Consider the following 25,789-nt stretch of genomic DNA (forward strand, 5'->3'; position numbering starts at 1 on the left):
TTGTTTCGTAAATCCAGTTAATTAGTGTGGATGCTTTTATTTTGTGCATTCAATCAAAATAGTGCTCGATAAAGCTCGTTATCGTCGTGTAGAAAGAGGATGCTAATAAATATAAAGTTGTAGAGGAGGATGGGATATGTACGGATTTATTGCGCGACAACCCATTTTTAACCCTGAGATGAAGACGGTGGCCTACGAGCTGCTGTTCAGAGATGGGATGACAAACCGTTTTCCGGATGTGTCGGCAGAATATGCCACCTCCAGGATGATCTCAGATCAGTTTTTATGCGTGCCGTCCCAGCGCATCGCCGGGGCACATACGTCGTTTATTAATTTCCCGTCGCGAATGGTCATAGACCGCAGTGGAGAAGCGCTGGATAAAGAAAGCGTGGTCATTGAGATCCTGGAAGATGCTGTGCCGGGAGCGGAGCTATTGCAGGCTGTCAGGGAGATGAGTGCGGATGGTTATCAGTTTGCGCTTGATGATTTCACGCTTGCGCCAGAATGGGATGTTTTTTTACCCTATATTTCAATACTGAAGTTTGACGTCAGGAATTATACCTTAGCGCAAATTAAACAGTATCTGAAAGAGCGTAAACATTTAACCAGGCATATTAAATATCTCGCTGAAAAAATTGAGACTAAAGAGGAATTCAGCGAATACAGGGAAGAGGGATTCTCGCTGTTTCAGGGCTATTTTTTCTGCCGTCCGGAGGTCATTAAATATAAACGGCTATCGCAAAATCAGCTGGCGATTTTTCGGCTGCAAATGGAGGTCGGACGCAATAAACCCGATTTTCGGATCGTCGAGTCGTTGATTAAAACCGATCTCACGCTGTCCTATAAGATTATGCGCTACATGAAGCACACCGCATTTAAACATATCGGTGCCTGTAATTTCAGCAAGTTAACCCTGAGCGAAGTCCTCAGATACCTCGGGGAAAACCAGCTGAGACGGTTTGTTGCGGTCGTGGTCCTCGCCAGTGCGGGCAATGACACCGTCAGCGAGCTTTACCCGCTGAGCATGATGCGCGGCAAGTTCTGCGAACTGATCGCCGAGACGATGAACGAACCGACGCTGGCTGAAAATGCCTTCATGTGCGGCCTGTTTTCTCTGCTCGATACCCTCCTTGAGCTGCCGATGGCCGAGTTGATGAAGCAAATTGCGGTCCCGCAGAGCGTGAGCAATGCCCTGTGCCACCAGGAGGGACGGTTAGCCGATATGGTGAGCCTGTGCCGATACTATGAACAGCAGCAGTGGGACGAAGCGACCCGGGTTCGTCAGGCGCTGGGTCTGTCGGATGAGGATGTGGTTGAGGCGATGAGAAAGGCGACAATCTGGGCAGGGGAGAATGCGGTCAGTTAATCCTCCTCACGCCGTACGGGCGGCGTGAGGAAGAACGCGATACCGTTACCGGCCCGCTTTTAATTTCTGGTAATACTCTTCGTAGAGGCGGCTGGCGTCACCGACATCGTTCTGCCATTCACCTTTGCTGATGGTTTCGGCATCCGGATAGAGCGATTTATCGTTAGCTACCTCAGGCTTCAGCAGCTTGCGTGCGGCGAGGTTTGGCGTCGGGTAGCCAATCGTCTCGGCAACCTGTTTCGCTACGTCCGGGCGCAGCAGGAAGTTAATCAGCTTGTGCGCCCCTTCAGCGTTTTTCGCGTTGGCGGGGATCGCAAGGCTGTCCATCCAGAAGATCCCGCCTTCTTTCGGCCAGACCACCTCAAGCGGCGTACCGGCCTGGCGGGCGACATACGCGGAGCCGTTCCACACCATCCCCAGGTTCACTTCGCCTTCCATATACGGATTTGCCGGGTTATCAGAGTTGAACGCCGCCACGTTAGGCATTAGCTTTTTCAGCTCGTTATACGCCGCTTCAATCTCTTTCGGATCCGTCGTGTTGCCCGAGTAGCCCAGCTTGCGCAGCGCGACCTGGAACACTTCACGCGCGTCGTCGGTTAACAGCAGGCTACCCTTGTACTCTGGTTTCCAGAGATCGGCCCAGCTTGTCACCGTTTTTGGATCGACGGCCTCGCTGTTCACGCCGATCGCGGTTGCCCCCCAGATATACGGAATGGAGTAGTCGTTATTCGGATCGAACGGCTTGTTGAGCATCTCAGGATCGAGGTTTGCAAAATTGGTTAGCTTCGTTTTGTCGATCTTCTGGATCATGCCCTCTTTGCGCATTTTGTCGACAAAGTAGGTGGAAGGCACGACCAGATCGTACGCGCCGTCTTTGTAGGTTTTCAGCTTGGCGTACATGGTTTCATTCGACTCGTAGGTCGAGTAGATAACCTTGATGCCCGTTTCCTTTGTGAACTGTTCCAGCAGGCCCGGCGGCACGTACTCGGTCCAGTTGTAGAAGTAGAGCGTTTTGCTGTCATCAGCGTGCGCGGCACCCATGCCAAGCACCAGCGCCGCAGCGGCGAGCATTTTTTTCATTTCATTGTCCCCTGAGATTTTGTTTTATCACGAGCAATAACCTGGCTGGCAATCACCAGAACCAGCGAAAACACCAGCAGAATGGTCGCCAGCGCGTTCACCTCCGGTGAGACGCCGACTTTCACCATTGAATAGATCTTCAACGGCAGAATTTCATAGCTCGGACCGGTGACGAAGGAGGACACGACCACGTCATCCATCGACAGGGTGAAGCTAAGTAGCCATCCGGCCGCCACGGCGGGCATCGCCAGAGGCAGGATGATTTTGCGCAGGATGATCATCTCGCTGGCACCCAGATCTTTCGCCGCCTCCAGCATGCGCACGTCGAACCCTTTCAGGCGCGCGAAAACGGTCACCACCACAAACGGCAGGCAGAAGGTGATGTGCGAGAACAGCAGCGACCAGAAGCCAAGCTGTACGCCCAGCAGCATAAACAGCACCAGCAGCGAAATGGCCATCACGATGTCCGGCGACATCATCACCACAAACAGCATGCCGCTGACGAACGGTTTGCCGCGAAAGCGATAGCGGTAGAGCGCCACGGCGGTGAGCGAGCCAATCAGCGTCGCGAAGGTGGCGGAGAAGATCGCCATCGTCAGCGAGTGCTGCGCGGCCTGCAGCAGGCTATCGTTGTTCATCAGCAGGCTGTACCAGTTGGTGGTAAAGCCCTGCCAGTTAATCCCGAAGCGTGAGCTGTTAAACGAGTTCACGATCAAAATAACGATCGGGATATACAGGTAAGCGTAAATGGCGGTCATAAAACCGCCGCGAAGCAGTCGACCGATCATTCGAGTTCCACCTTTTTATTCAGCAAGCGTGAGGCGCGCCAGTAGACCAGCAGCATCAGCCCCATGACCACCGTCAGCGTAATGCTGGTCGCGGACCCGAACGGCCAGTCGCGGATGTTCAGGAACTGACTCTTGATCACATTCCCAATCAGCAGGTTTTTCGCGCCACCCATCAGGTCAGAAACGTAGAACAGACCCATGGCCGGAAGCATGACCAGCAAACAGCCCGCGATAATACCGGGCATAGTCAGCGGGATGATAATGCGGATAAAGGTCTGGAGCTTGTTGGCACCCAGATCTCTTGCCGCTTCCAGCAGCGGTTTATCCAGCTTCTCTATGCTGGAGTAGAGCGGCATTACCATAAACGGCAGCAGGATATAGACCAGGCCGATAATGACCGCGCTCGGGGTAAACATGATGCGGATCGGCGTATCAATCACCCCCAGCCACAGTAGAAACTCATTGAGGTAGCCTTTGGTGCTGAGGAAGATTTTCAGCCCGTAGATGCGGATTAACGAGTTGGTCCAGAATGGAACAATCAGTAAAAACAGCAGCAGGGGCCGCACCTTTTGCGGCAGGCCCGCGAGGAACCATGCGAAGGGATACCCGAGCACCAGGCAGGCAACGGTGGCAATTAGCGCCATATTGAGCGAGTGCAGCAGCACGTCAAAATAGAGCGGATCGAGCAGGCGCGCGTAGTTATCCAGCGTAAAGACTAGCGAAACGAAGTTTGCGTCGTCGCGGGTCAGGAAGCTGGTGGCGATGATCATCAGGTTGGGTAAAAAGACAAACAACACAAGCCAACCGACGATCGTGGCAATCACCACATTCTGGAACTTACTTGTGTTCTTCATCAGCCAGCACAACCTCCCAGCTTTCTACCCAGTTGACAACCATTTTCTGGTCGAGCGAGTGGTCGAAGTCAGGGTCGTCCTCGTTAAAGAACTCGCTGACCATCACCATTTTGCCGTTCTCCAGCTCGACGACAGACTCCAGGGTCATCCCTTTGTAGTTGCGCTCGCGGATATAGCCGATTAACCCTTCGGCCTCGGTATTGCCGTGGATTTCATCGACGCGCAGATCTTCCGGGCGCAGCAGAACGTTGAGCTTTTGTCCCTTCTCGACGGGGAAATTCACCGTGATATTGCATTCGCGTCCTTCGACGCTGGCGAGTACGCGCTGAGCGTCCAGACGTTCAATCACCGTGGCATCGAAGATATTGATCTCGCCAATGAAGCTGGCGACAAACAGGTTCTTCGGCTCTTCGTAGATTTCGCGCGGCGTGCCGTCCTGCTCGATTTTGCCGTCGCGCATCACCACGATGCGGTCTGACATGGTCAGGGCTTCTTCCTGATCGTGGGTGACGAAGACAAAGGTAATGCCGAGTTTGCGCTGCAGGGCTTTGAGCTCGTTCTGCATCTGTTTGCGCAGCTTGTAATCCAGCGCGGAGAGGGATTCATCCAGCAGAAGCAGACGCGGCTTGTTGACCACGGCGCGGGCGATGGCCACGCGCTGCTGCTGGCCGCCGGAAAGCTGATGGGGTTTACGCTGGGCAAACGTCTCAAGCTGCACCATGCGCAGGGCGTCGGTGACGCGCGGTTCAATCTCGTTCGCCGGCGTTTTTTGCATCCGCAGGCCAAACGCCACGTTTTCAAACACGGTCATGTGCGGGAACAGGGCGTAGCTCTGAAAGACGGTATTGACGTGGCGATCTTCGGCGGGAACCCGGGTGATGTCCTGGTTCTCAAGATGGATATGGCCGTTATCGACGCTTTCCAGCCCGGCGATAAGGCGCAGAACGGTTGTTTTGCCGCAGCCCGAGGGGCCAAGCAGCGTCAGAAACTCACCGTCATTGATGGTCAGAGTGAGGTCGGAAATAACGTCTTTACCATCAAAACTTTTACGAATTCGTTCCAGTTGCACCAGCGGTGAACGTGAACGGGATTGTGTATTCAATTTTTGCGCTGTCCCATATAGACGCCTCAGGCAGCAGACTGAAGCGGGGTTTGTGTGTAACCACCTTGGTGACTCGTAATGAGGGCGGACATTCTACGGCAATCCCCGGTAATCGCCAATCCTTGTCACTGATCCATAAGCTACATTTACTAACGCATAACGATATAAACGGAAAATATTCTCGTTTGCGGGATAAAAGTGACCTGACGCAATATTTGCGTTTTGATGCTTATTGATAATGTTGTCACAAAAAGTGAGGGTGACTGCATGGATAAATTACTTGAGCGTTTTTTACAGTACGTTTCGCTGGATACCCAATCTAAACCGGGTGTTCGCCAGGTGCCGAGCACCGAAGGTCAGTGGAAGTTATTAAACCTGCTGAAAGAGCAGCTTGACGCCATGGGGCTGGTCAACGTCACGTTAAGCGAGAAAGGCACTGTGATGGGAACGCTGCCGGCGAATGTCCCGGGTGACATTCCGGCGATTGGCTTTATCTCCCATGTCGACACCTCTCCTGATTTTAGCGGTAAAAATGTGAACCCGCAGATTGTGGAAAATTACCGCGGCGGCGACATTGCGCTGGGCATTGGCGACGAAGTGCTCTCGCCCGTGATGTTCCCGGTGCTGCATCAGCTGCTGGGCCAGACGCTGATCACCACCGACGGGAAAACCCTGCTGGGGGCGGATGACAAAGCGGGGATCGCGGAAATCATGACGGCGCTGGCGGTGCTGAAGGGCAAAGATATTCCGCACGGCGACATCCGCGTGGCCTTTACGCCGGATGAAGAGGTCGGCAAGGGCGCGAAGCATTTCGACGTGGAAGCCTTTAACGCGCAGTGGGCCTATACCGTTGACGGCGGCGGCGTCGGTGAACTGGAGTATGAAAACTTCAATGCTGCGTCTGTCACCATCAAGATTGTCGGCAACAACGTTCATCCCGGCTCGGCGAAAGGCGTCATGGTGAACGCGCTGTCGCTGGCGTCGCGAATTCATGCGGAAGTCCCGGCGGAAGAGAGCCCTGAACAGACCGAAGGGTATGAAGGTTTCTATCACCTGACCAGCATCAAAGGCACCGTGGACAGCGCGCAGATGCACTACATCATCCGCGATTTCGACCGCAAAGCCTTTGAGGCGCGCAAGCGTAAGATGATGGAGATCGCCAGGAAGGTGGGCAAAGGGTTACACCCTGATTGCTATATTGAGCTGATCATTGAAGACAGCTATTACAACATGCGCGAGAAGGTGATGGCGCATCCGCATATTCTCGATATCGCCCAGCAGGCGATGCGCGACTGCGATATTGAACCGCAGCTGAAGCCGATTCGCGGCGGCACCGACGGTTCTCAGCTGTCGTTTATGGGGCTGCCGTGCCCGAACCTGTTTACCGGTGGCTACAACTACCATGGCAAGCATGAGTTTGTGACGCTGGAAGGGATGGAAAAAGCGGTGAAGGTGATAGTACGGATAGCGGAGTTGACCGCGAAGCGGTAAGAAAAAGCCCGGTGGCGCTACGCTTACCGAGCCTACGATCGGAATGTAGGCCGGGTAAGGCGAAGCCGCCACCCGGCAAATATCACGACTCAGTCCTCAAAGAACCAATAACCGCTGTTGACCAGCGCGGCCAGCATCGCGAGGAAGGAAGGATCTTCCAGCGCATCGCCAAAGGTGTCGGCAGTGAGCACCAGATGGCTGGCAATGGCTTCCAGCGCCGGGCGGTGCGGAGAGTCCAGCTTCTCGCCGTTGACGAACACCTCTTCACCAATGCGCAGCACGCGCAACCCGCCCAGACGTACCAGCTTGTCACCCTGCTGGAGCGCATCATAAATCTCGTCAGCCTGATAAGGCGGCTCCGGTGGCGCAACGTCCAGCTCATGACGAGACTGGCTGATAAACTCACCAAACCACTGTTTGAAGTGCTCCGGCTCGTTAATCAAATCCAGCATCATGCCGCGCAGCTTATCGAGTTCTTCTGGCAGAATATCCGCCGGATGCTCGCGCGCAGGCACATCAGGATCGCTGTAACGATAGCTGCCCAGCTCGCGCTGCAGAACATAGTCGGCAAATCCGCTGATCATCTCGCGGCCGCTCGGCGCGCGGAACCCCACGGAGTAGTTGAGTGAGTTTTCCAGGGAGTAGCCTTCGTGAGGGAATCCCGGCGGGATGTAGAGAATATCACCCGGCTCCAGCTCTTCGTCGATAATCCCTTCAAACGGGTCAACCTGCAGCAGGTCCGGGTGCGGGCAGTGCTGCTTCATCGGCACTTTTTCGCCCACGCGCCAGCGGCGGCGGCCCGTACCCTGAATGATAAACACGTCGTACTGGTCAAGATGTGGACCTACGCCGCCGCCCGGCACGGAGAAGGAGATCATCAGATCGTCCATGCGCCAGTCGGGCAGGGCGCGGAACGGGCGCATTAATGCGGCAGTGGGCTCATGCCAGTGGTTGACCGCCTGTACCAGCAGCGACCAGTTGTTTTCACCGAGGTGATCGTAGCTTTCGAAAGGTCCGTGGCTAACCTGCCATTTCCCGTCCTGGTGGCTGACCAGACGGCTGTCGACTTCGTTTTCCATGGCCAGACCTGCCAGCTCGTCAGGCGAGATAGGGTCGACAAAATTGCTGAATCCGCGTTTCAGAACCACCGGGCGTTTTTGCCAGTAACGTTCAATAAACTCGGGCCAGTTAAGCGTTAAGTGATAATCCATAATTTTTTTATTCCGCAGGCTCTTACTGACTCGGATTATAACGGAAGCTCAGTCCCCCGGCTGCGAGATCCTCGCATTTTTCACATAACGGGTTAACTATCGTTCAATGTGGGCTGCTGGCGACCAAAAATAACCTCCATTCTGGCGCCGCCCAGCAGGCTTTCACTGGTTTCTATTTTCCCGTCGTACTGGTCGACAATCTCACGGGCGACGGCCAATCCTACGCCCTGGCCAGGACGTAGCGTATCGGCGCGCTGACCGCGATCGAACACCACGTCACGCTTATTGCGCGGGATGCCCGGACCATCATCCTCAACGATAATATGCAGTTCGGTTTCCGTCTGACGCGCAGACACTTCCACGAACTCCAGGCAGTATTTGCAGGCGTTATCCAGCAGGTTACCCATCACTTCCATGAAGTCATTTTTTTCACCCACAAAGCTTATCTCTGGCGAGATATCGAGGCTGATGTTCACCCCTTTACGCTGATACACCTTGTTGAGGGCGGACGTGAGGTTATCCAGAAGCGGGGCTACCGGGTGCAGCTCGCGGCTCAGAAGCGCGCTGCCGGAACGCATGCTGGCGCGGTGCAGGTAATAGCCAATTTGCTGGGAAATACGGCTGATCTGCTCCAGCATCACCGGCTCGGCATCATCGACGCTCAGCTTCGAACTGCGCATTGAACGCAGTGTACTTTGCATGACGGCCAGCGGAGTTTTCAGGCTGTGGGTCAGGTCGGTAAGGGTGGTACGGTATTTATCGTAGCGTTCGCGTTCACTTTTAAGCAGGCGGTTGAGGTTACGCACCAGGCTGGTGAGCTCACGGGTGGTTTCCGGGTTCAGCTTCTCGCGATGATGTTCTTCCAGCTCACGAACCTCTTTCGCCAGTGATTCAATGGGGCGCAAGCTCCACCACGCCGCCACCCACAGCAGTGGGATCACCAGCAGGAGATTCGCAGCCAGAACGTAGATGAACCAGCTCCAGACCATATAAGAACGCTTCAGCTCGACCGGAATGGTGTCGATCACCACGATGGTCAGCTGCGGCATGTTCAGCGTCGCCGGATAGAGGTTAATCGCGACGGAGTGCGTCATCTCCGTCTCGGCGTTGTCGGCGCGGATCTCGTTCAGCTTTTGCTGCAGGGAGCGATCTTCATGGATCAGCGAGCTGGTGGTGTTGAGATCGGCTTCAATTTCGTGAAATCCGTTGGTTTTGAGCCATTCCGGGCGAATGCTTTTGACCAGCCAGGGAATATCACGCTGCGCCCACAGTAATTTCCCCTTTTCGTTATAAATCAGGGCCAGCGTTGGACTCTGCTGGTTGAGGTTTTCCGGCATTTCGACGGTGATTCGGTTGTTTTCCCACTTCGCCAGGGTATAAAACAGATTGCTTTCGCCACGCAGCAGCCGAAAGGTGGTTTTATCAAAGCTGACGCTGTAGCCCACCAGGGCGACCATGCCGTAGGAGAGCGACAGCACCAGCACGACGGCGGCTGTTGCCAGTAAGAAACGAACCCGCAGCGAGAGGGGCAGTATGTGGCGTAAAATCCCTCTCATTTAGCGTAATTCGAACAGGTAGCCCTGGCCACGGACGGTGGTAATCACATCCTGCGGATACTGCGCCTGAATTTTCTTACGCAAACGCCCCATCAGCACGTCAATGGTATGGCTCTCGCGCAGTTCAGCATCAGGGTAAAGCTGGAGCATTAAGGAATCTTTGCTCACCACTTTGCCATTGTTACGGATCAGCGTTTCCATGATGGTGTATTCGAAGGCGGTGAGCTTAATCACTTCATCATTGATCGCTAATTCCCGGCGGGAGAGATCGACCTGGAAAGGCGGGATGGAAATAACCTGTGAAGCCAGCCCGCTGTTGCGGCGTAACAGCGCCTGCATGCGCGCCGCCACCTCTTCAATATGAAACGGCTTGGTGACGTAATCGTCTGCACCCGCGCTGAGCACTTCAACCTTATCCTGCCAGCCTTCACGGGCGGTCAGAACCAGAACCGGCAGGGAGACATCGTGGCTGCGCCAGCGGCGAATTAGCGACAGACCGTCTTCGTCAGGCAACCCTAAATCGACAATGGCGATATCCGGCAGGTGTTCATTGAGATAATAATCGGCTTCTTTTGCGTCTTCAGCATCGTCCACCTGATGTCCCATCTCCTGAAGCTGAACCTTCAGGTGATGACGTAGCAATGCGTTATCCTCAACAACCAGTACGCGCATCATCTCTTCTCCCTAAATAATTGGTATGAATAGTTTAACGCTGATTATGTTGTTTTGGGGATAAACATTGAGTAAACCGGGGAAAAGCATCCCCCTTTTCGGGCGAAAAGGGGGAGAGGGGCGTTACTTCAGCTCGTCAACCATGGTGATGGCGCGGCCAATGTAGTTCGCCGGGGTCATCGCCTTCAGGCGCGTTTTCTCTTCTTCCGGCAGCGCCAGACCGTCGATAAACTGCTTCATGCCTTCGGCGTCAACGCGTTTGCCGCGGGTCAGCTCTTTCAGCTTCTCATACGGTTTTTCGATACCGTAACGGCGCATCACGGTCTGGATTGGCTCCGCCAGAACTTCCCAGTTGTGATCCAGCTCGTCCAGCAGACGGTCACGGTTCACTTCCAGCTTGCTCACTCCTTTCAGGGTGGACTGATACGCGATCAGCGCATAGCCAATGCCCACGCCCAGGTTACGCAGTACGGTGGAGTCGGTCAGGTCGCGCTGCCAGCGGGATACCGGCAGTTTGCTCGCCATATGCTGCAGCACGGCGTTCGCCAGGCCCAGGTTGCCTTCTGAGTTTTCGAAGTCGATTGGGTTCACTTTGTGCGGCATGGTGGAAGAGCCGATTTCACCGGCGATGGTTTTCTGCTTGAAGTGGTTCAGGGCGATGTAGCCCCACACGTCACGATCGAAGTCGATCAGGATGGTGTTGAAGCGGGCGATGCAGTCAAACAGTTCGGCGATATAGTCGTGCGGCTCAATCTGCGTGGTGTACGGGTTCCACTGAATGCCCAGAGAGGTCACGAACTCTTCGCTGAACTGGTGCCAGTCCACTTCCGGATAAGCGGCGATGTGGGCGTTATAGTTACCGACCGCGCCGTTGATTTTGCCGAGGATCTCAACCTGCTCCAGCTGACGATACTGGCGCTCCATGCGGTACGCGACGTTCGCCATCTCTTTACCCATCGTGGATGGGGTGGCTGGCTGGCCGTGGGTACGGGAGAGCAGCGGAATGTCGCGGTATTCCACGGACAGCGCTTTTACCGCGTCGATGATTTTACGCCAGTAAGGCAGCACCACCTCTTTACGCGCGGTGGAGAGCATCAGCGCGTGAGAGAGGTTGTTGATGTCTTCAGAGGTACAGGCGAAGTGAATGAACTCAGACACGGCGTGCAGCGCAGGGACGCTTTCCACTTTCTCTTTCAGGAAGTACTCAACCGCTTTCACGTCGTGGTTGGTGGTGCGTTCGATGGTTTTAATGCGCGCGGCGTCTTGTTCGCTAAACTCGGCAACGATTTTATCAAGGTAATCGTTTGCCTTTTCGTCAAAAGCAGGAACTTCCTTGATTGCTGCCTGGGCGGCCAGCTTTTGCAGCCAGCGTACTTCAACCTGAACACGGAACTTCAGCAAACCATATTCGCTGAAGATCCCGCGCAGCGCGCTGACTTTATCGCCGTAGCGTCCATCGACAGGGGATACGGCGGTCAGTGAGGATAATTCCATAATTCGCAACTCCGGGAGGTTAACAATGAGCAAGAATTTGTTTTGCCTGAGTGGTCAGGCGATTACGAGAAAACATTAACTGCAGGCGGCCACCGCCCACCTGGTGCCACAGCACGGCGGCGCGGATACCTGCCAGCAGGGACGCGCGCACTTTCGCCTGTACCTGCGGACTTTGCAGCACGGCAGGAGATCCGGTGACCTGAATACGCGGGCCCAGCGGGCTGATGACGTCAACATAAATGCCGGCCATAGCGCTCAGCAGCGTTTCCGACTGCAGGTCAAAATGGTCGAGCTGACGCTGCAGCCCGGCAATGCGATCGCCCAGCGTATTCATTGCGCCTTTTGCGGCGTTCAGCTTACGTTCCAGCACCATCAGGCTCAACGTGTAGCGGGTCAGCTCCGCGTTTAATCCCTGACGGCTGCTGGCGTTAAGCACGCCCAGCAGAGTTTCAAGACCGAGACGAAGATTGGTTTCACTGCCGCCGAACACGCCCAGGGTCGAGCCGGGGTTGAGATCGATAACGCTGTTCAGCGAAACGTGCAGGGCGTCAGCGTCGCAATGACCCTGATGCGCCAGCTGTTGCACCAGACGGGCTGACTGGCAAATTCCCGCCAGCGCCAGGGTGATGTCATAGTAGTTCTTCGCCACACGGTCTCCTTTATGTGTGAATCGTATTAAACAGCAGGCAGCGGCAGGCGCTGTTCAATGATCCCGCCGCCCAGACAGATTTCGCCGCTGTAGAAGACAGCAGACTGACCCGGGGTGACGGCCGCGACCGACTCGTCGAAACGCACGTCAATGCGATCGTCATCGAGCGCGGTAATGGTGCAAGGAATATCGGTCTGACGGTAGCGGGTTTTCACCGTGCAGCGCAGCGTGCCTTTCAGCGGCTCACGAGCGACCCAGTGCAGCTGCTGCGCGATAAGGCCAACGGACATCAGACGCGGATGATCGTGTCCCTGGGCAACAACCAGAATATTGTTTTCGACGTCTTTGTCGACAACATACCATGGATCTTCGCTACCTTCTTTGGTCCCGCCAATACCCAGGCCTTTACGCTGGCCGAGCGTGTGGTACATCAGCCCCTGATGCTGGCCAATCTCTTCCCCGTCGACGGTGACAATTTTACCCGGCTGTGCAGGCAGGTAACGTCCCAGGAAATCGCGGAATTTGCGCTCGCCGATGAAGCAGATGCCGGTAGAGTCTTTTTTCTTCGCGGTGATCAGATCCAGCTCTTCGGCGATTTTACGTACCTGCGGCTTTTCCAGCTCGCCGACCGGGAACAGGCTCTGGGCGATTTGCTCGTGGCTCAGCGTATAGAGGAAATAGCTTTGATCTTTGTTGCCGTCCAGACCGCGCAGCAGCTGGCTTTTGCCATTCACGTCTGCACGGCGCACGTAGTGACCGGTCGCAATATAGTCTGCGCCCAAATCTTCTGCGGCAAATTCCAGGAAGGCCTTAAATTTGATCTCTTTGTTGCACAGAATATCCGGGTTCGGCGTGCGGCCCGCTTTGTACTCTTCGAGGAAGAGTTCAAAAACGTTATCCCAGTATTCTGCGGCAAAGTTAACGGTGTGCAGCTCAATGCCGAGCTTATCGCATACGGCCTGCGCGTCGGCGAGATCCGCTGCGGCGGTGCAGTATTCCTCGCCATCATCTTCCTCCCAGTTCTTCATGAACAGGCCCTCCACCTTATAGCCCTGTTGCTGTAACAGGTAGGCGGAAACGGAGGAATCGACACCGCCGGACATGCCGACGATCACTTTTTTCTGGCTGTTATCTGACATGGAATACTCACGACATTGAACTTCAAGGCGGCGTATTCTATCACGCCCCCCCACCATTGGCACCCTCTGTAAACGGCCAGTTAAATGCGCCGATAACATCCAGCGGCAGGCGTGCGCCTGACTGCCAGCAGCGAATGCTTTCCGCAACCAGCGGCGAGCGCAGGTTTGGCGCGTTCAGGATCTCGTCGGCAGTGACCCACAGACAGCGGTCGATATCGTCATCCTGCGGCTCTGTGGCGCACGTTTCGCTAAGCTCAACGGCGAATAAAAAGCGCAGGAAGGGCGTGTGGTCAGGTGCGATCCACTGATGCATGCGGATGAGGTGCTGAGGCTCAGCGTGAATGCCGGTCTCTTCCCACAGCTCGCGTTTCGCTGCCTGCAGCAGGGTCTCATTGGCTTCAAGGTGTCCGGCAGGCTGGTTCCACAGCGCTTTGCCGTTAATGCTCTCTTCGACAACAAGGAATTTACCCCGGGCGTGGACCACGCAGGCAACCGTGACATGAGGTTTAAACATAGTGACTCCTTAAGGGGTAACGTCGCGCCATTCGCCGTTTGCCAGCGTTTCCAGGGTGTAGCTGCCCATGGCGTAGCGAATCAGACGCAGGGTAGGGAAGCCGACGTGTGCGGTCATGCGCCGAACCTGGCGGTTGCGGCCTTCATAAAGGGTTATTTTGAGCCAGCTTGTTGGAATGGATTTGCGTTCGCGAATCGGCGGGTTGCGCGGCCACAGCCACTCCGGTTCATTCACGCGTTCAATACCCGCCGGCAGGGTTGGGCCGTCGTTCAACGTCACGCCGCTGTGTAGCGCTGCCAGCGTCGCGTCATCCGGCTCGCCTTCCACCTGGACGAAGTAAATTTTGCCGGTGCGTTTGCCCGGCTGCGTGAGCTTCGCCTGCAACGCGCCGTCGTTGGTTAAGACCAGAAGGCCTTCGCTGTCGCGGTCCAGGCGCCCGGCCGCGTAGACGCCCTGAACAGGGATATAATCCTTCAGCGTGCTGCGTCCGGCTTCATCGGTAAACTGAGGCAAAACATCGTAGGGTTTATTGAACAAAATAACCCGCTTCGGCTGGGTTTCCTGCGGTCTTCTGGCGGCTTGTCGCGAGCTGAATCGCTCAACCCGGTGTTTTGTAAAAGAAGTTTTCTTCATGGTATTTTCAGGCGTTATCAATTGCCGCATTATAGCCTAATAACGAAGACCTTTCATGGCGCAGGACAATCAGGTACTATCGAAGGGCTCATTACAATTTATTAACATAAGATCAGTAACAACCAGAAGCGCTCGAAGGAGAGGTTAATGGAAAGCAAAGTAGTTGTTCCGGCGGAAGGTAAAAAGATCACCCTGCAAAACGGCAAGATTAACGTTCCTCACAATCCGATTATCCCGTTCATCGAAGGTGACGGTATCGGTGTAGACGTTACCCCGGCGATGCTGAAAGTGGTTGATGCCGCTGTTGAGAAAGCCTACAAAGGCGAGCGTAAAATTTCCTGGATGGAAATTTACACCGGTGAGAAATCTACTCAAGTTTATGGCCAGGACGTCTGGCTGCCAGCAGAAACGCTGGATCTGATCCGCGACTACCGCGTTGCTATTAAAGGCCCACTGACGACGCCAGTTGGCGGCGGTATCCGTTCCCTGAACGTGGCACTGCGTCAGGAGCTGGACCTGTACGTGTGTCTGCGCCCGGTTCGTTACTATCAGGGCACCCCAAGCCCGGTTAAGCACCCTGAACTGACCGATATGGTTATCTTCCGCGAAAACTCAGAAGACATCTACGCGGGTATCGAATGGAAAGCGGACTCTGCTGACGCAGAAAAAGTGATTAAATTCCTGCGCGAAGAGATGGGCGTGAAGAAAATTCGCTTCCCTGAGCATTGCGGTATCGGCATCAAGCCATGCTCTGAAGAGGGTACTAAACGTCTGGTGCGTGCGGCTATCGAATACGCGATCACCAACGACCGTGACTCTGTGACCCTGGTTCACAAAGGCAACATCATGAAGTTCACCGAAGGCGCGTTCAAAGACTGGGGTTACCAGTTGGCGAAAGAAGAGTTCGGCGGTGAGCTGATCGACGGTGGCCCATGGCAGAAAATTAAGAACCCGAACACCGGCAAAGAGATCATCATTAAAGATGTGATCGCCGATGCGTTCCTGCAGCAGATCCTGCTGCGTCCTGCAGAATACGACGTGATTGCCTGTATGAACCTGAACGGTGACTACATCTCTGACGCCCTGGCAGCACAGGTTGGCGGTATCGGTATCGCCCCTGGCGCGAACATCGGTGACGAGTGCGCTCTGTTCGAAGCGACCCACGGCACTGCACCAAAATACGCGGGTCAGGACAAAGTGAACCCAGGCTCTATCATCCTGTCCGCAGAGATGATGCTGCGTCATATGGAATGGTTCGAAGCCGCAGACCTGATCGTCAAAGGTATGGAAGGCGCGATCAACGCGAAAACCGTAACTTACGATTTCGAACGTCTGATGGAAGGCGCTAAGCTGCTGAAATGCTCAGAGTTTGGCGACGCGATTATCGCGAACATGTAATCCAGATTCTGGGTTAAACAAGAGCGGGGGCCTGAGGGTTCCCGTTTTTTTTGCCTCTGCCTGCGGGAGACAACACGATGTTAGCCACCGTCCTTATCGCTGTCGTTGCATTCATCCATCTCTACATTCTTATGCTGGAAATGTTCCTGTGGGATACGAAAACAGGGCACAAGGCCTTTAATCTGCGTCCTGATTTTGCGCGCGAGACCCGCGTGCTGGCCGCAAACCAAGGGTTGTATAACGGTTTTCTGGCTGCCGGTCTGCTCTGGAGCCTCTGGCTCGGCGAAAAGGGTATTCAGGTGGCCATCTTCTTCCTGACCTGCGTATTGATCGCCGGGCTCTTTGGCGCAGCCACCGCCAGCCGAAAAATTTTGTATGTCCAGGCCGCGCCCGCTCTCGCAGCGCTGCTTGCGTTACTCATCTGAAGCAATGCTTTGGTTGAGATTAGGCGTCCGATATACTGATGGCTTTACCCGTAAAGATTAGCGACGAGACAGTTATGAACAACGATATCCCACTGAAATATTATGACATTGCCGATGAGTACGCGACGGAAGCCGCAGAGCCCGTCGCTGACTCAGAGCGCGACGCGCTGGCACATTATTTCCAGCTGCTGCTCACCCGTTTATCGAATAATGAGGAGATTAGCGAGGAAGCCCAGCAGGAGATGGCCGCTGAGGCCGGGATCCGTGCGGGTCGCATCGATGATATTGCGAACTTCCTCAATCAGTGGGGAAATGAATAGTCTGCTTCAAAAGCCGTTATGCTGATGCTTTGCGATACAGCTTAGCATCACGCTATCGGACCACATGCATTTTTTCCGCAGAATATGCGACGCGGGGGCGTCTATAAACAGCGCGAAAATAACGGTCAGACAAAAGAGTACCACTGGTAATAGTAAGGATAATTTCACGTTTTTAACCAAAATATGAGTGTGCTTCAGGGTAATCTACCGTCTGAATGTGACGACTATATGTTTTTGCGTAAAAAATAGAAATGCCCGACTGGAAAAAAACGGACGCGCAAGGCTTCGGATTACGGTGCGACCCCGGTGAGTCGCTTCGCCAGCTCGCTTCGGGTGAGTGCTTTTGAAAAATACCATCCCTGAATCAGCGCATCGGGATATCTGCTTGCATTAAAGCGATATTGAATTTCATTTTCCACGCCCTCGAAAACAAGCGTTTTATTCAATCTTGCAAGGGCATCGCTGAAGATTACAAAGATGTTTTGCTTATAATGCTCGCTGATGCCGTCCACCAGCGACTTATCGATTTTGATTTCATCATATTCAAGCAGCGAAAGGCGGGCGAGGTTCGAGTTCTGCACGCCAAAATCATCTATTGATATTTTTACGCCGAGCGATTTCAGCTCCTGACAGAATCCCTCGAGGATATCTGCCGTGGAAACGGCTTTTTCGGAGAGTTCGACCTTCATCAGGGAAAGGGGAAGGTGATTGGCAAAACACGCACGGCGCAAAATGGTAATGAACTGTCCATCTTCAATTTCCTTGTGCCCAACGTTTATTGAGACTATCAGCTGGTGTTTTATCGCCAGAGGGGCAATTTCGGAAAGGGATTTTTCGATAATATTACTGTAATATTTTTTATACAGACCGATCTTCTTAATTAATGGGATAAACAGCTCCGGAGAGACGTCCCCGTGCTTTTGATCGCGCCATCTCGACAGAACTTCGACGCCCACGATTTTTTGATCGTGAATGCGAATAATGGGCTGATAGTTAACGCTGATGGTATTCGTGATGACGGCTTTTATCAGCGTACGTTCCAGAGAAAAACGGTCTTCATAGATACGGAAGATAAATAACGTTATCGCAATCCAGATAAAACAGAGAATGACTGCGAGAAGCGCAAAGATAAACGGAGGCAACGAGGCCAGCCCGGCGTCGTGATGCTTCACGATGACGCACAGGTCCCAGAAGGTGCTGCACTGTGTCAGAGTCAGGGTAAACAACGTCGAATGCAGCCAGCTCTGCTGATTTAGCTCCGTGGCGGCCGAAAAAAAGACTCTGCCGAAGTCTTTGGTGGTAGCACTGAGCGAATAGCTTGCGGTAACCGGGGTGAATTTATCGTAAGCATAGCGGGAGGTGAAGATAATAATATTATTATAAATTGCCGCATTGCCCGTGAAAAAGTCTTTTCTCGAAAACTGGGCCAGGAGAAAGCCCCTCGGCGTTTTATGCAGTTCTGCAGGAAGTGCAACGGGCGTCGCGAGTTTTCCCCAAAAAGCGGTACAGACAATTTTTCCCTTCTCAATATAGCCGATATCGGCAAAATAAAGATTATTAAGCTTAATTTGTCTGTAGCGATCGAGGCTGGTTTTATCACATCCCTGCGTCGTGATGCTTTTGAGACCCAGCGCCACGCTTTGGGACACGTCTTCTGAATAATGTAAAAGGGTACGGGATATTTCACGCTGTTTGCTCTTCTGCTGACCGATGATTACAACATTGACCGCATAAAGAGACAGGAAAACCAGAAGCGTTGAAGCAATAGCAACGGCAATGAGCTTTTTCATTTTCCAGTTATCCAGTCCGCTCCCTGATTTCACAAATCTTAACACAGCCAGGGCAAGGAACAAGCCTGATAGTCACGTCATGTGAGTAAATGCCGGCAGGTGAACTCATACGAAAGTATCAGTTTTTTAAGACAATTCTCATCTAAGCTATTTTCATTGTTATAAGCAATACCGGGTTAGCACAGGCTCTTCAACCAGAACATCCATGCTTGATTTTTCTATTAAGGAAAACATCGTGCGCAACGTGATGATCCCTATTCTTAGCGCTCTGTTTCTTTTTCTGAGCGGCATTTTGATTATTAACTGGCAGCTATGGCAGATGGCGAAGCTGAGTAATAGTCATACCGCCACGGCCAGCACCCAAAAAATAGAAAACATTCTGGCTGAAGCAGTCAGTGCGGCCAGCACGGCGAAGCGCGTTGCGGCCCAAGGGTGTACCAGTAGCGGGCAGCTGGCGCTGGGGACAGAGGCAGCGCTAAAACCGCATCTGCGCGCCATCATGATCGAGCAGCAGGGTAAGATCATCTGTACTTCCCTTCCCGGGAATGGCGTGTTGATTATTCATCCTGAGACGTTACCTGCCGAAAAATTGATGCTGTTACCGGGCAGTCGACTGGTGAACGGCATTCCGGTGCTTGTCTTTCAGATGCCCATCGTGGGAGGGCGCGTCATCGTCAGCATCAGTGACGCGCATTTACAGGACGTCATTGCAAGCGCATCGAACAGCATGGATCTGGGGCTGGTTGTCGGCGATAGCATGCTTGTTCGCAACGGTGCAGTGAGGGGCTGGAAAGCGGCCTCCTGGGCGGGGGCGCTTACGGCATCAACGCAATTTCCCTTGAGCCTCGCCTGGCAACCTCCTGCCTTTTTCAGCCTGACGCGGCTTTTGCAACAGGGATGGAGCCTGATACTGCTTATTCTTGCGCTATCGGTGGCGGTGGGTATTTTGATCCGCCGATACAAGGGGAAAAGTACCTCATTTGAAGACGACTTACGTAAGGCCATTTTGCAGGGGGAGATCGTGCCTTATTACCAGCCGATCGTGAACGGCGATACCGGCGGGTTATACGGCGTTGAGGTCCTGGCAAGATGGAAGCATCCAAAGTCAGGCTTTATCCCGCCGGATGTCTTTATTCCGATTGCCGAACGTAGCGGGTTGATTATACCGCTGACCAAAGGGTTAATGGCAAAAGTGGTGACCCAGCTTAAGCCGCTTTTGCCTAAGCTACCGGACGGGTTTCATATCGGGGTAAACATCAGCGCCAGGCATATTAATGCGCCTTCATTCATCGGTGACTGCCGCGTTTTCGGGAACGGGTTTCAGGGTAAAGAGGCCAAACTGGTTCTCGAAGTGACCGAGCGTGAACCGCTGGTTGATAATCCTCACCTCGTGGAAAATCTCAACATGCTGCATAACGCCGGTTTTGTTATTGCCCTGGATGATTTTGGTACGGGTTATTCCGGGTTGTCATGCCTTAATGCGCTGGCCATTGATTATATTAAAATTGATAAAAGCTTTGTGAACCGGGTTTCAGAGGAAAAGGACTCAACGATCCTGCTGGACTGCGTCATTGACCTGGCGAAAAAACTCTCTTTACGCATTGTTGCTGAAGGCGTAGAAACAAAAGAGCAACTGGAGTATCTCAACCGTAATGAGATAACCCTGTTACAGGGATATTATTTTGGTAAGCCCGTCTCCTATATCGATTTTATTAAAGTCATTTTATCTAAACCCAGGGAGACCGTTAGTTTGTAAAACGAAATAAAGACGAGCTTCTGTTGCATGCTTAAGTGCAATTCATTTTCCTCTTATCCCGAGCTTTGTTACAGTGACAAGAGTTGTCAGCCAGGGATGTCAGGCGTGATAAGGTGGAAAAGCTCGTGCATGTGAAAAATACTTTTTACACAACAACCATTACCGTCATCATTGTCTCATTGATCATCTCGCTGTCGCTTGCCGTCCAAATTGCCACGTCCAGACAGCAGTCAATTCAGCAAATTAATACCAGCGTTGCTAACCTGAGCCATACCCTTGATGTCTACACCGAGGGGATCATGCGCCAAAGCGAAATGTTAATTACTACCGTTTCCGACATAATCGAAATTTATGGCATGACGCCGCAACAGGCGACCAATATTCAGCGGATGATAAATAATCAGGATAATCTTCTTACCCAGATTAATAATGTGGTTGTTTACGACGCTCAGGGCGATATCTTTACCGCGTTGCACGAAACTTTTACAGGCCCACGCAAAGGATCGGACAGGTCATTTTTTATCTATCACAAGGAAAATAAAAATCAGCAGATTTTTATTGGTGAGCCCGTGGTAAGCAGAACCAATGGCAAATGGGTCATTACCATTAGTCGTCGCCTTGAAACCCACACCGGGACATTTAACGGTGTTGTGGTGGTGACGCTGGGTATCGAGAATTTTCTCGCGCTTTACGGGCAGATTAATATTGGTCACCTGGGCGTCATTGGCTTAACGACACAATCCGGCGTGCTGCTGGTCCGGTATCCCTTTAAAAATACCTATATTGGCACGATTGTTTCTGATTCACCGCTCTTCAGGAAATATCTCAAGGTACAAAATACGGGGATAGCCAGCTCCATCTCGCGGTTTGATAAAATCGAACGCATTTACGCCTATGAAAAAAACCGACGCTACGGGCTGGTGACCACCGTGGCCGTCAGCATTGATGAAGCCCTCGCACCGTGGCGCAAGCAGGCCATTCAGCTGGCGCTGCTCATTTTCGTTTTCACTGCGATACTTATCGTCGCGTCGTACTTCCTGTATTCCGACTTATCCAGAAAAACCAGAGATAATAAGGCGCTGAAGATTATCGCTTCCGAGGATGCGTTGACCGGGCTGTACAATCGTCGCATCTTTGATGAACGAATCCTCTCTGAAATCGCGACGTGTGCCGCACATGACGCAGCGATTTCGATACTGATTGTGGACGTGGACTACTTCAAAAAATACAACGATAACTACGGCCATCCGGAAGGGGACCGTTGTCTGGCGCTGCTGGGAAACAGTCTCAGGGAGAGCCTTACCCGTGATAATCAGATTGTGGCGCGCTACGGCGGAGAGGAGTTTGCGATGATATTACCTGATACGGATATCCAGGAGGCGCTTCGACTGGCGCAGACGATCATTCGCAACGTGTTTTCCCTGCAAATCGCGCATGCTTTTAGCCCCCTTCGACGGGTGACGGTAAGCGTCGGGATTTCCACCGCGCGTGCGGTCGACATCGCGGGCAGCCAGCAGAATATCATTATTGCCGCTGACCAGGCGCTCTACCAGGCAAAACGCGCAGGACGTAACCGGTACGCGTTTGTTGGGGTATGAACAGAAAAAAAGCCCACTCAGGAGTGGGCAAAAAATACTGGAAGCAATGTGAGCAATGTCGTACTGAATACCTGAGTGTTACGCTCAACCATTCAGTGTTGAGAAAGATAATCTTTCTCAACAAAAGATGCAACCCCACAGTTTATGCGGCAGGCTCTTTTTGTTGGTGAATAATTGCGCACTCTCTCATTGTGATGCCTGTCACAAATTTCCTTTCTGAAATCCTGTGCTATTCTTTTTTGTGTCGTTGATTTAATGACAAAAACCATACAGAGAGGAAAGTTATGGGAATTTTATCCTGGATTATCTTTGGGCTTATTGCGGGTATTCTGGCGAAGTGGATTATGCCGGGCAAAGATGGCGGTGGTTTTATCGTCACCGTAATACTGGGTATTATCGGCGCGGTAGTCGGCGGCTGGATCAGTACGCTGTTCGGTTTTGGCAAAGTCGATGGCTTTAACTTCGGCAGCTTTGCCGTCGCGGTCATCGGTGCGCTGGTTGTTCTGTTTATCTACAGAAAAATCAAAAGCTAAGGCTTAAAAGCGTTAAAAAAGGCTGCCAGATGGCGGCCTTTTTTACGTGGCGGGTTTACCACCAGCCAAGCTGCGCGCCGGCAAACGCCGCGATGGCTACGATCAGCATAATGAGGGTCGTTTTTCTCATTTATGCCCCAGGCGCCGCGTAACCACCGACAAAAAACCATGCTAAAAAAATCACCGCCGTTATAAAAATAACGACCGGGAAGAGGATCCCTATTCTCATATCATCACCTGTTTCGGTTTTTGTAACGCCGTAGAGTGTACGGGGTTAATCCATAGTGAGAAAGCGTGTTTTGCTTTTTCCTTTCTTATCCTGATACATCGCGACATCCGCGTCGCGTAATGCGCTGTCCGGATCGGTTACCCCAGGGTCTACTTCGATAACGCCGACGCTGGCTCCGGGGTAAATGAGGTTGACGCTACCCAGCCAGTATTCACCGGCAATACAGGCGCTGAGGCGCGTTTTAAGCAGCGTGACCTGCGCGTTATCTCCTTCACTGTGGGATGTGCTCAACGACGCCACCAGAAATTCATCCCCGCCCAGACGACCGATAATATCGTCCTGCTGTTTCTCTTCGGTCAAACGCTTGCCCACTTCTATCAGGAACTGGTCGCCAGCCTCGTGGCCGTAACGATCGTTAATCAGCTTGAAATCATCCAGATCGATGAACGCGATGACGGTGTTACGCTTAAGGTGCCGCGCCAGGGAAAACAGCGTGGTCAGATCTTCAAAAATGGCGCGACGGTTAGGTAAACCGGTAAGGGCATCCGTATAGGAGTGCGCGATGAGGGCCGCATTGGCTTCGCGAAGCTGGGTCACCAGCGACTCTTTCTGAATGGACTGGGCAATCAGCCCGGCGAAGAGCTTCAGCACCTGTTCAGCGCGCTCGCTCAGCGGCTTTCTGGCCGTGCTGGTGGCGCAGAGCGTTCCGTAAAGTGAACCATCGGCAAGATGGACAGGAATACTCATGTAGGTGGTAATGCCGAGCGCTTTTGCGGCTTCACACTCGGGCCAACGTTCAGGCACGTCATTGCTGAACATCGTGTCACTATCCAGCGCGCGTTTGCACAGCGTCTCATCCCATGGGACGCTCAGCCCCTCCGGGATCGTCATCTGTTTGCTGTTGCGGGCGTAGAGGATGTGCTGCAGCCGCGCCTCGATATCCACCTTCGTCAGGTAGGTCGACTCCATGTCGGTGACAATTTCCAGCATCTCCAGCAGCTGGCGAACGAGACCTTCAAGGGATTGTTCAGTGGCGAGGGTTTCTGAAACACGGGCAAGGATAATATCCGACATGACGTAGAATGACTCCCAGGCAGAAGACGTCTGCAACTGCATGTTATGCTGAGTTTTTAGGCTTCAGGCATAGTAAAACATGAATACAGAAAATTTAATATATGCAGGAAGCGGGGAGCAGGCGCGAAAAAAAGCCCCGTTGTTGAGACCGGGGCAAAGACATCTTGATTACGGAATGATGTTCTCTGGTCATATCGAGAACATGCCACACTATAATGCTGAAAAGTGCAGTTAAAATGGAGAAATCATGGAGAACGCGGCGATGACCCGTTACCGTTAGGGTGTAATGATGTCAAAAGGATCAATGAGATGAGATTTCTGCTTCTGACGCTGGCGCTTCCCCTGGCCGCCTGCACCGCAAAAACCACGCCACCCGATGCGCCGAAACCGCCGCACGTTATCGGTATGGCGAACCCGGCCTCCGTCTACTGCCTGGAGAAAGGCGGGGAACAGATCCCGGTTCAAAGCCCGCAGGGCGTTCGCACCGAGTGCAAATTACCGGGCGGGGAAGTGATCGATGAATGGACGCTCTATCGTCGCGATCGTCCGCAATCCACCAGGTGACAGACGGATACTGCCTGCGATACACTTCTCTTTAGGATTAATCTTAGCCAGTTTCTGGCGTTCGTTTCCGCGAGAGAAGTATGTTTCAGCTAAAACCGGGCAGCATGGCGATGATCGTGGGTGCCCGCACGGCGTCAGGCCGTCGCAATATTGGTAAATCTGTTGAACTGTTTGGCCTTTGCCAGCCTGGCCTGCGTTTCGTTAACCCGGTCAACGGCGTGATGACGCAATTACCCGCTACCGCAGATCGCGCACTTTGGCTGGTGACGGGTGATGTCTACGCCTTCGATAACCAGCACGGCTTTGCGTTTGTCCGCGCCGAACATCTGATGCCGCTCACCCCGGATGAAGCGCCGCAAATTCTGGATGAACTGACGATCGGCTGATCACAGATGGCGCAGCCAGTCGGCTAATACCAGGGCGTGATTTTGCTTCGTGTCTTTGGCAGCGTAGAGCAGGGTGACGGTTTGCCTGTTCGCCAGCGTCGCAAGACGCATTCCCTCGTCAGCATGCTGCGCCAGCTCTTCCCTATAGGCCTTACTGAAGGCGGCGAAATCAATGGTTTCGCTATGAAAGGCCTTGCGTAATTCATTCGAGGGCGTGAGCGCTTTACACCATTCATCATACGCGAGGTCCGTCTTTTTAACCCCGCGCGGCCACAGTTTGTCCACCAGCACCCGATAGCCGTCGTCCGGGCCTGCCTGCTCGTATACGCGTTTGCATTGAATCATAATTCCACCCTCCCAATTTAAGGTATTGTGATAATTGCAGAAGATCGGTAGTCTGAGGTTCCTTATGTTATCTGATAATACTCTGGCATAAGGAACCTTTCATGGAACACCTCCCGGTTAAAACGACGCTGCGCATTGCGCTGGTTGGCGATTACAATTCCAGTGTTATTGCGCATCAGGCGATCCCGCTGGCCATTGACGACGCCGCCGCAGTCCTTGACCTCACCGCCGATTACGACTGGCTTGCTACCACTGAGCTGACAAGCCCTGAAGATCTGGTGGGCTACGATGCCATCTGGCTGGTGCCTGCCAGCCCCTATAAAAACACCGAGGCGGCCTTTATCGCCGCGCGCTACGCCCGTGAAAACGGCGTACCGTTCCTTGGCACCTGCGGCGGATTCCAGCACGCGCTGATTGAGTATGCCCGAAACGTGCTGGGCTGGGCCGATGCGGCACATGCCGAGACGGATACCGAAGGCACGATGGTGATTGCGCCGCTGACCTGCTCGCTGGTGGAAAAAACCGATGCGATTGAGCTGCGCAAAAATACGCTGATCGCAAAAGCGTACGGCAAGCCGGAAATTGAAGAGGGGTATCACTGTAACTATGGCGTGTCGCCGGCGTTTGCACAGGCGCTGGAAAGCGGTGATATGCACGTTACGGGCTGGGACGAACAGGGGGAAATTCGCGCCGCAGAGCTGGTTACGCACCCGTTCTTCGTGATCACCTTATTCCAGCATGAGCGTAGTGCGCTGGAGGGACGCCCGGTCGTGCTGGTGCAGGCAATGCTGCGTGCGGCGCGCGGGTAAGAAAAGGCAGACC

Annotated in this window: 27 protein-coding genes; 11 read left to right on the forward strand and 16 right to left on the reverse strand. The window is 53.3% G+C overall.

What is annotated here, in order from left to right; all coding sequences use genetic code 11:
• The first annotated feature begins 136 nt into the window (after nucleotides 1-136).
• Nucleotides 137-1,366, forward strand: coding sequence for an EAL and HDOD domain-containing protein (locus ACMWLG_RS02210; RefSeq protein WP_045620266.1), 1,230 nt, complete (start codon nucleotides 137-139; stop codon nucleotides 1,364-1,366).
• A gap of 45 nt (nucleotides 1,367-1,411) precedes the next feature.
• Here ACMWLG_RS02210 and potD read toward each other — a convergent pair whose 3' ends face one another.
• Genes potD through potA form a run of 4 tightly spaced genes read right to left on the reverse strand, consistent with a single transcriptional unit; the run spans nucleotide 1,412 to nucleotide 5,220 of the window.
• On the reverse strand, nucleotides 1,412-2,446 hold the full coding sequence (potD, locus tag ACMWLG_RS02215; RefSeq protein WP_023311175.1) for a spermidine/putrescine ABC transporter substrate-binding protein PotD: 1,035 nt from the start codon (nucleotides 2,444-2,446) through the stop codon (nucleotides 1,412-1,414).
• The gene (potC, locus tag ACMWLG_RS02220) at nucleotides 2,443-3,234 is read right to left on the reverse strand and encodes a spermidine/putrescine ABC transporter permease PotC (protein WP_023311176.1); all 792 of its coding nucleotides are present in this window, start codon (nucleotides 3,232-3,234) and stop codon (nucleotides 2,443-2,445) included. Before potC ends, potD begins: the two co-directional genes overlap by 4 nt.
• Nucleotides 3,231-4,088 carry a spermidine/putrescine ABC transporter permease PotB gene (gene potB / locus ACMWLG_RS02225; protein ID WP_045401925.1) on the reverse strand — a complete coding sequence of 286 codons (858 nt, stop codon included), beginning with the start codon at nucleotides 4,086-4,088 and terminating at the stop codon, nucleotides 3,231-3,233. Before potB ends, potC begins: the two co-directional genes overlap by 4 nt.
• Nucleotides 4,072-5,220 carry a spermidine/putrescine ABC transporter ATP-binding protein PotA gene (gene potA / locus ACMWLG_RS02230; protein ID WP_171843732.1) on the reverse strand — a complete coding sequence of 383 codons (1,149 nt, stop codon included), beginning with the start codon at nucleotides 5,218-5,220 and terminating at the stop codon, nucleotides 4,072-4,074. Before potA ends, potB begins: the two co-directional genes overlap by 17 nt.
• A gap of 237 nt (nucleotides 5,221-5,457) precedes the next feature.
• Between potA and pepT the strand changes: the two genes are divergently transcribed.
• Nucleotides 5,458-6,681 carry a peptidase T gene (gene pepT / locus ACMWLG_RS02235; protein WP_045401589.1) on the forward strand — a complete coding sequence of 408 codons (1,224 nt, stop codon included), beginning with the start codon at nucleotides 5,458-5,460 and terminating at the stop codon, nucleotides 6,679-6,681.
• Nucleotides 6,682-6,770: 89 nt separating this feature from the next.
• Here the strand turns inward: pepT and ACMWLG_RS02240 are convergent, their stop codons facing one another.
• The 8 genes from ACMWLG_RS02240 to rluE form a co-directional block, all read right to left on the reverse strand.
• On the reverse strand, nucleotides 6,771-7,892 hold the full coding sequence (locus ACMWLG_RS02240) for a cupin domain-containing protein (RefSeq protein ID WP_045401586.1): 1,122 nt from the start codon (nucleotides 7,890-7,892) through the stop codon (nucleotides 6,771-6,773).
• A gap of 92 nt (nucleotides 7,893-7,984) precedes the next feature.
• Nucleotides 7,985-9,448, reverse strand: coding sequence for a two-component system sensor histidine kinase PhoQ (gene phoQ / locus ACMWLG_RS02245; RefSeq protein ID WP_045401583.1), 1,464 nt, complete (start codon nucleotides 9,446-9,448; stop codon nucleotides 7,985-7,987).
• Nucleotides 9,449-10,120: a two-component system response regulator PhoP gene (gene phoP, locus ACMWLG_RS02250; RefSeq protein WP_028019015.1), complete on the reverse strand. Its 672-nt coding sequence runs from the start codon at nucleotides 10,118-10,120 to the stop codon at nucleotides 9,449-9,451. It abuts the gene before it with no gap.
• 123 nt (nucleotides 10,121-10,243) lie between these two features.
• Nucleotides 10,244-11,614: an adenylosuccinate lyase gene (gene purB, locus ACMWLG_RS02255; RefSeq protein ID WP_008500757.1), complete on the reverse strand. Its 1,371-nt coding sequence runs from the start codon at nucleotides 11,612-11,614 to the stop codon at nucleotides 10,244-10,246.
• A gap of 19 nt (nucleotides 11,615-11,633) precedes the next feature.
• Nucleotides 11,634-12,263, reverse strand: a complete 630-nt coding sequence (gene hflD / locus ACMWLG_RS02260) for a high frequency lysogenization protein HflD (RefSeq protein ID WP_023311236.1) — start codon at nucleotides 12,261-12,263, stop codon at nucleotides 11,634-11,636.
• A 26-nt stretch (nucleotides 12,264-12,289) separates the two neighbouring features.
• Nucleotides 12,290-13,402 (reverse strand): tRNA 2-thiouridine(34) synthase MnmA, encoded by a 1,113-nt coding sequence (gene mnmA, locus ACMWLG_RS02265; RefSeq protein WP_045401579.1) that lies wholly within the window; start codon nucleotides 13,400-13,402, stop codon nucleotides 12,290-12,292.
• Nucleotides 13,403-13,442: 40 nt separating this feature from the next.
• A complete protein-coding gene (locus ACMWLG_RS02270) occupies nucleotides 13,443-13,916 on the reverse strand; it encodes an NUDIX hydrolase (protein WP_045358066.1) in 474 nt (157 codons plus the stop codon).
• A 9-nt stretch (nucleotides 13,917-13,925) separates the two neighbouring features.
• Nucleotides 13,926-14,579 (reverse strand): 23S rRNA pseudouridine(2457) synthase RluE, encoded by a 654-nt coding sequence (gene rluE / locus ACMWLG_RS02275; RefSeq protein ID WP_414762943.1) that lies wholly within the window; start codon nucleotides 14,577-14,579, stop codon nucleotides 13,926-13,928.
• A 117-nt stretch (nucleotides 14,580-14,696) separates the two neighbouring features.
• Here rluE and icd point away from each other — a divergent pair, with 117 nt between their 5' ends.
• The 3 genes from icd (at nucleotide 14,697) to ACMWLG_RS02290 (ending at nucleotide 16,692) form a co-directional block, all read left to right on the forward strand.
• Nucleotides 14,697-15,947, forward strand: coding sequence for an NADP-dependent isocitrate dehydrogenase (gene icd, locus ACMWLG_RS02280; RefSeq protein ID WP_008500752.1), 1,251 nt, complete (start codon nucleotides 14,697-14,699; stop codon nucleotides 15,945-15,947).
• A gap of 77 nt (nucleotides 15,948-16,024) precedes the next feature.
• Nucleotides 16,025-16,372, forward strand: a complete 348-nt coding sequence (locus ACMWLG_RS02285) for a DUF1304 domain-containing protein (RefSeq protein ID WP_045401576.1) — start codon at nucleotides 16,025-16,027, stop codon at nucleotides 16,370-16,372.
• Between the two features lie 74 nt (nucleotides 16,373-16,446).
• Nucleotides 16,447-16,692 carry a YmjA family protein gene (locus ACMWLG_RS02290; protein WP_045401572.1) on the forward strand — a complete coding sequence of 82 codons (246 nt, stop codon included), beginning with the start codon at nucleotides 16,447-16,449 and terminating at the stop codon, nucleotides 16,690-16,692.
• Nucleotides 16,693-16,982: 290 nt separating this feature from the next.
• Here ACMWLG_RS02290 and ACMWLG_RS02295 read toward each other — a convergent pair whose 3' ends face one another.
• Entirely contained in the window at nucleotides 16,983-18,482 is a 1,500-nt protein-coding gene (locus ACMWLG_RS02295) for an EAL domain-containing protein (RefSeq protein WP_414762944.1), read from the reverse strand.
• 205 nt (nucleotides 18,483-18,687) lie between these two features.
• Here ACMWLG_RS02295 and ACMWLG_RS02300 point away from each other — a divergent pair, with 205 nt between their 5' ends.
• The 3 genes from ACMWLG_RS02300 to ACMWLG_RS02310 all read left to right on the forward strand — a co-directional run bounded on the left by ACMWLG_RS02300 (nucleotide 18,688) and on the right by ACMWLG_RS02310 (nucleotide 22,369).
• Entirely contained in the window at nucleotides 18,688-20,238 is a 1,551-nt protein-coding gene (locus ACMWLG_RS02300; protein ID WP_196238656.1) for a cyclic diguanylate phosphodiesterase, read from the forward strand.
• A gap of 113 nt (nucleotides 20,239-20,351) precedes the next feature.
• Entirely contained in the window at nucleotides 20,352-21,836 is a 1,485-nt protein-coding gene (locus tag ACMWLG_RS02305) for a diguanylate cyclase (protein ID WP_373873235.1), read from the forward strand.
• 284 nt (nucleotides 21,837-22,120) lie between these two features.
• A complete protein-coding gene (locus ACMWLG_RS02310; RefSeq protein ID WP_006174788.1) occupies nucleotides 22,121-22,369 on the forward strand; it encodes a GlsB/YeaQ/YmgE family stress response membrane protein in 249 nt (82 codons plus the stop codon).
• A gap of 130 nt (nucleotides 22,370-22,499) precedes the next feature.
• Here ACMWLG_RS02310 and ACMWLG_RS02315 read toward each other — a convergent pair whose 3' ends face one another.
• Together ACMWLG_RS02315 and ACMWLG_RS02320 are read right to left on the reverse strand one after the other, a co-directional pair.
• Nucleotides 22,500-22,598, reverse strand: a complete 99-nt coding sequence (locus ACMWLG_RS02315; RefSeq protein WP_029739841.1) for a YoaK family small membrane protein — start codon at nucleotides 22,596-22,598, stop codon at nucleotides 22,500-22,502.
• A gap of 45 nt (nucleotides 22,599-22,643) precedes the next feature.
• The gene (locus ACMWLG_RS02320; RefSeq protein WP_045401618.1) at nucleotides 22,644-23,672 is read right to left on the reverse strand and encodes a sensor domain-containing diguanylate cyclase; all 1,029 of its coding nucleotides are present in this window, start codon (nucleotides 23,670-23,672) and stop codon (nucleotides 22,644-22,646) included.
• A 309-nt stretch (nucleotides 23,673-23,981) separates the two neighbouring features.
• Here ACMWLG_RS02320 and ACMWLG_RS02325 point away from each other — a divergent pair, with 309 nt between their 5' ends.
• Both ACMWLG_RS02325 and ACMWLG_RS02330 read left to right on the forward strand, forming a co-directional pair.
• Nucleotides 23,982-24,236, forward strand: a complete 255-nt coding sequence (locus tag ACMWLG_RS02325; protein ID WP_045401566.1) for a DUF333 domain-containing protein — start codon at nucleotides 23,982-23,984, stop codon at nucleotides 24,234-24,236.
• A gap of 80 nt (nucleotides 24,237-24,316) precedes the next feature.
• Complete coding sequence (locus ACMWLG_RS02330; protein WP_045401563.1) at nucleotides 24,317-24,622, forward strand: periplasmic protein; 306 nt, start codon at nucleotides 24,317-24,319, stop codon at nucleotides 24,620-24,622.
• Here the strand turns inward: ACMWLG_RS02330 and ACMWLG_RS02335 are convergent, their stop codons facing one another.
• Complete coding sequence (locus ACMWLG_RS02335) at nucleotides 24,623-24,967, reverse strand: DUF488 domain-containing protein (protein ID WP_023311248.1); 345 nt, start codon at nucleotides 24,965-24,967, stop codon at nucleotides 24,623-24,625.
• Nucleotides 24,968-25,068: 101 nt separating this feature from the next.
• Between ACMWLG_RS02335 and ACMWLG_RS02340 the strand changes: the two genes are divergently transcribed.
• Nucleotides 25,069-25,776 (forward strand): CTP synthase, encoded by a 708-nt coding sequence (locus ACMWLG_RS02340; protein WP_045401561.1) that lies wholly within the window; start codon nucleotides 25,069-25,071, stop codon nucleotides 25,774-25,776.
• The last annotated feature ends 13 nt before the right edge of the window (nucleotides 25,777-25,789 follow it).

The organism is Enterobacter sp. 01-M-02-SI-ECC (genome assembly GCF_047530595.1).
Lineage (GTDB): Bacteria > Pseudomonadota > Gammaproteobacteria > Enterobacterales > Enterobacteriaceae > Enterobacter > Enterobacter cloacae_M.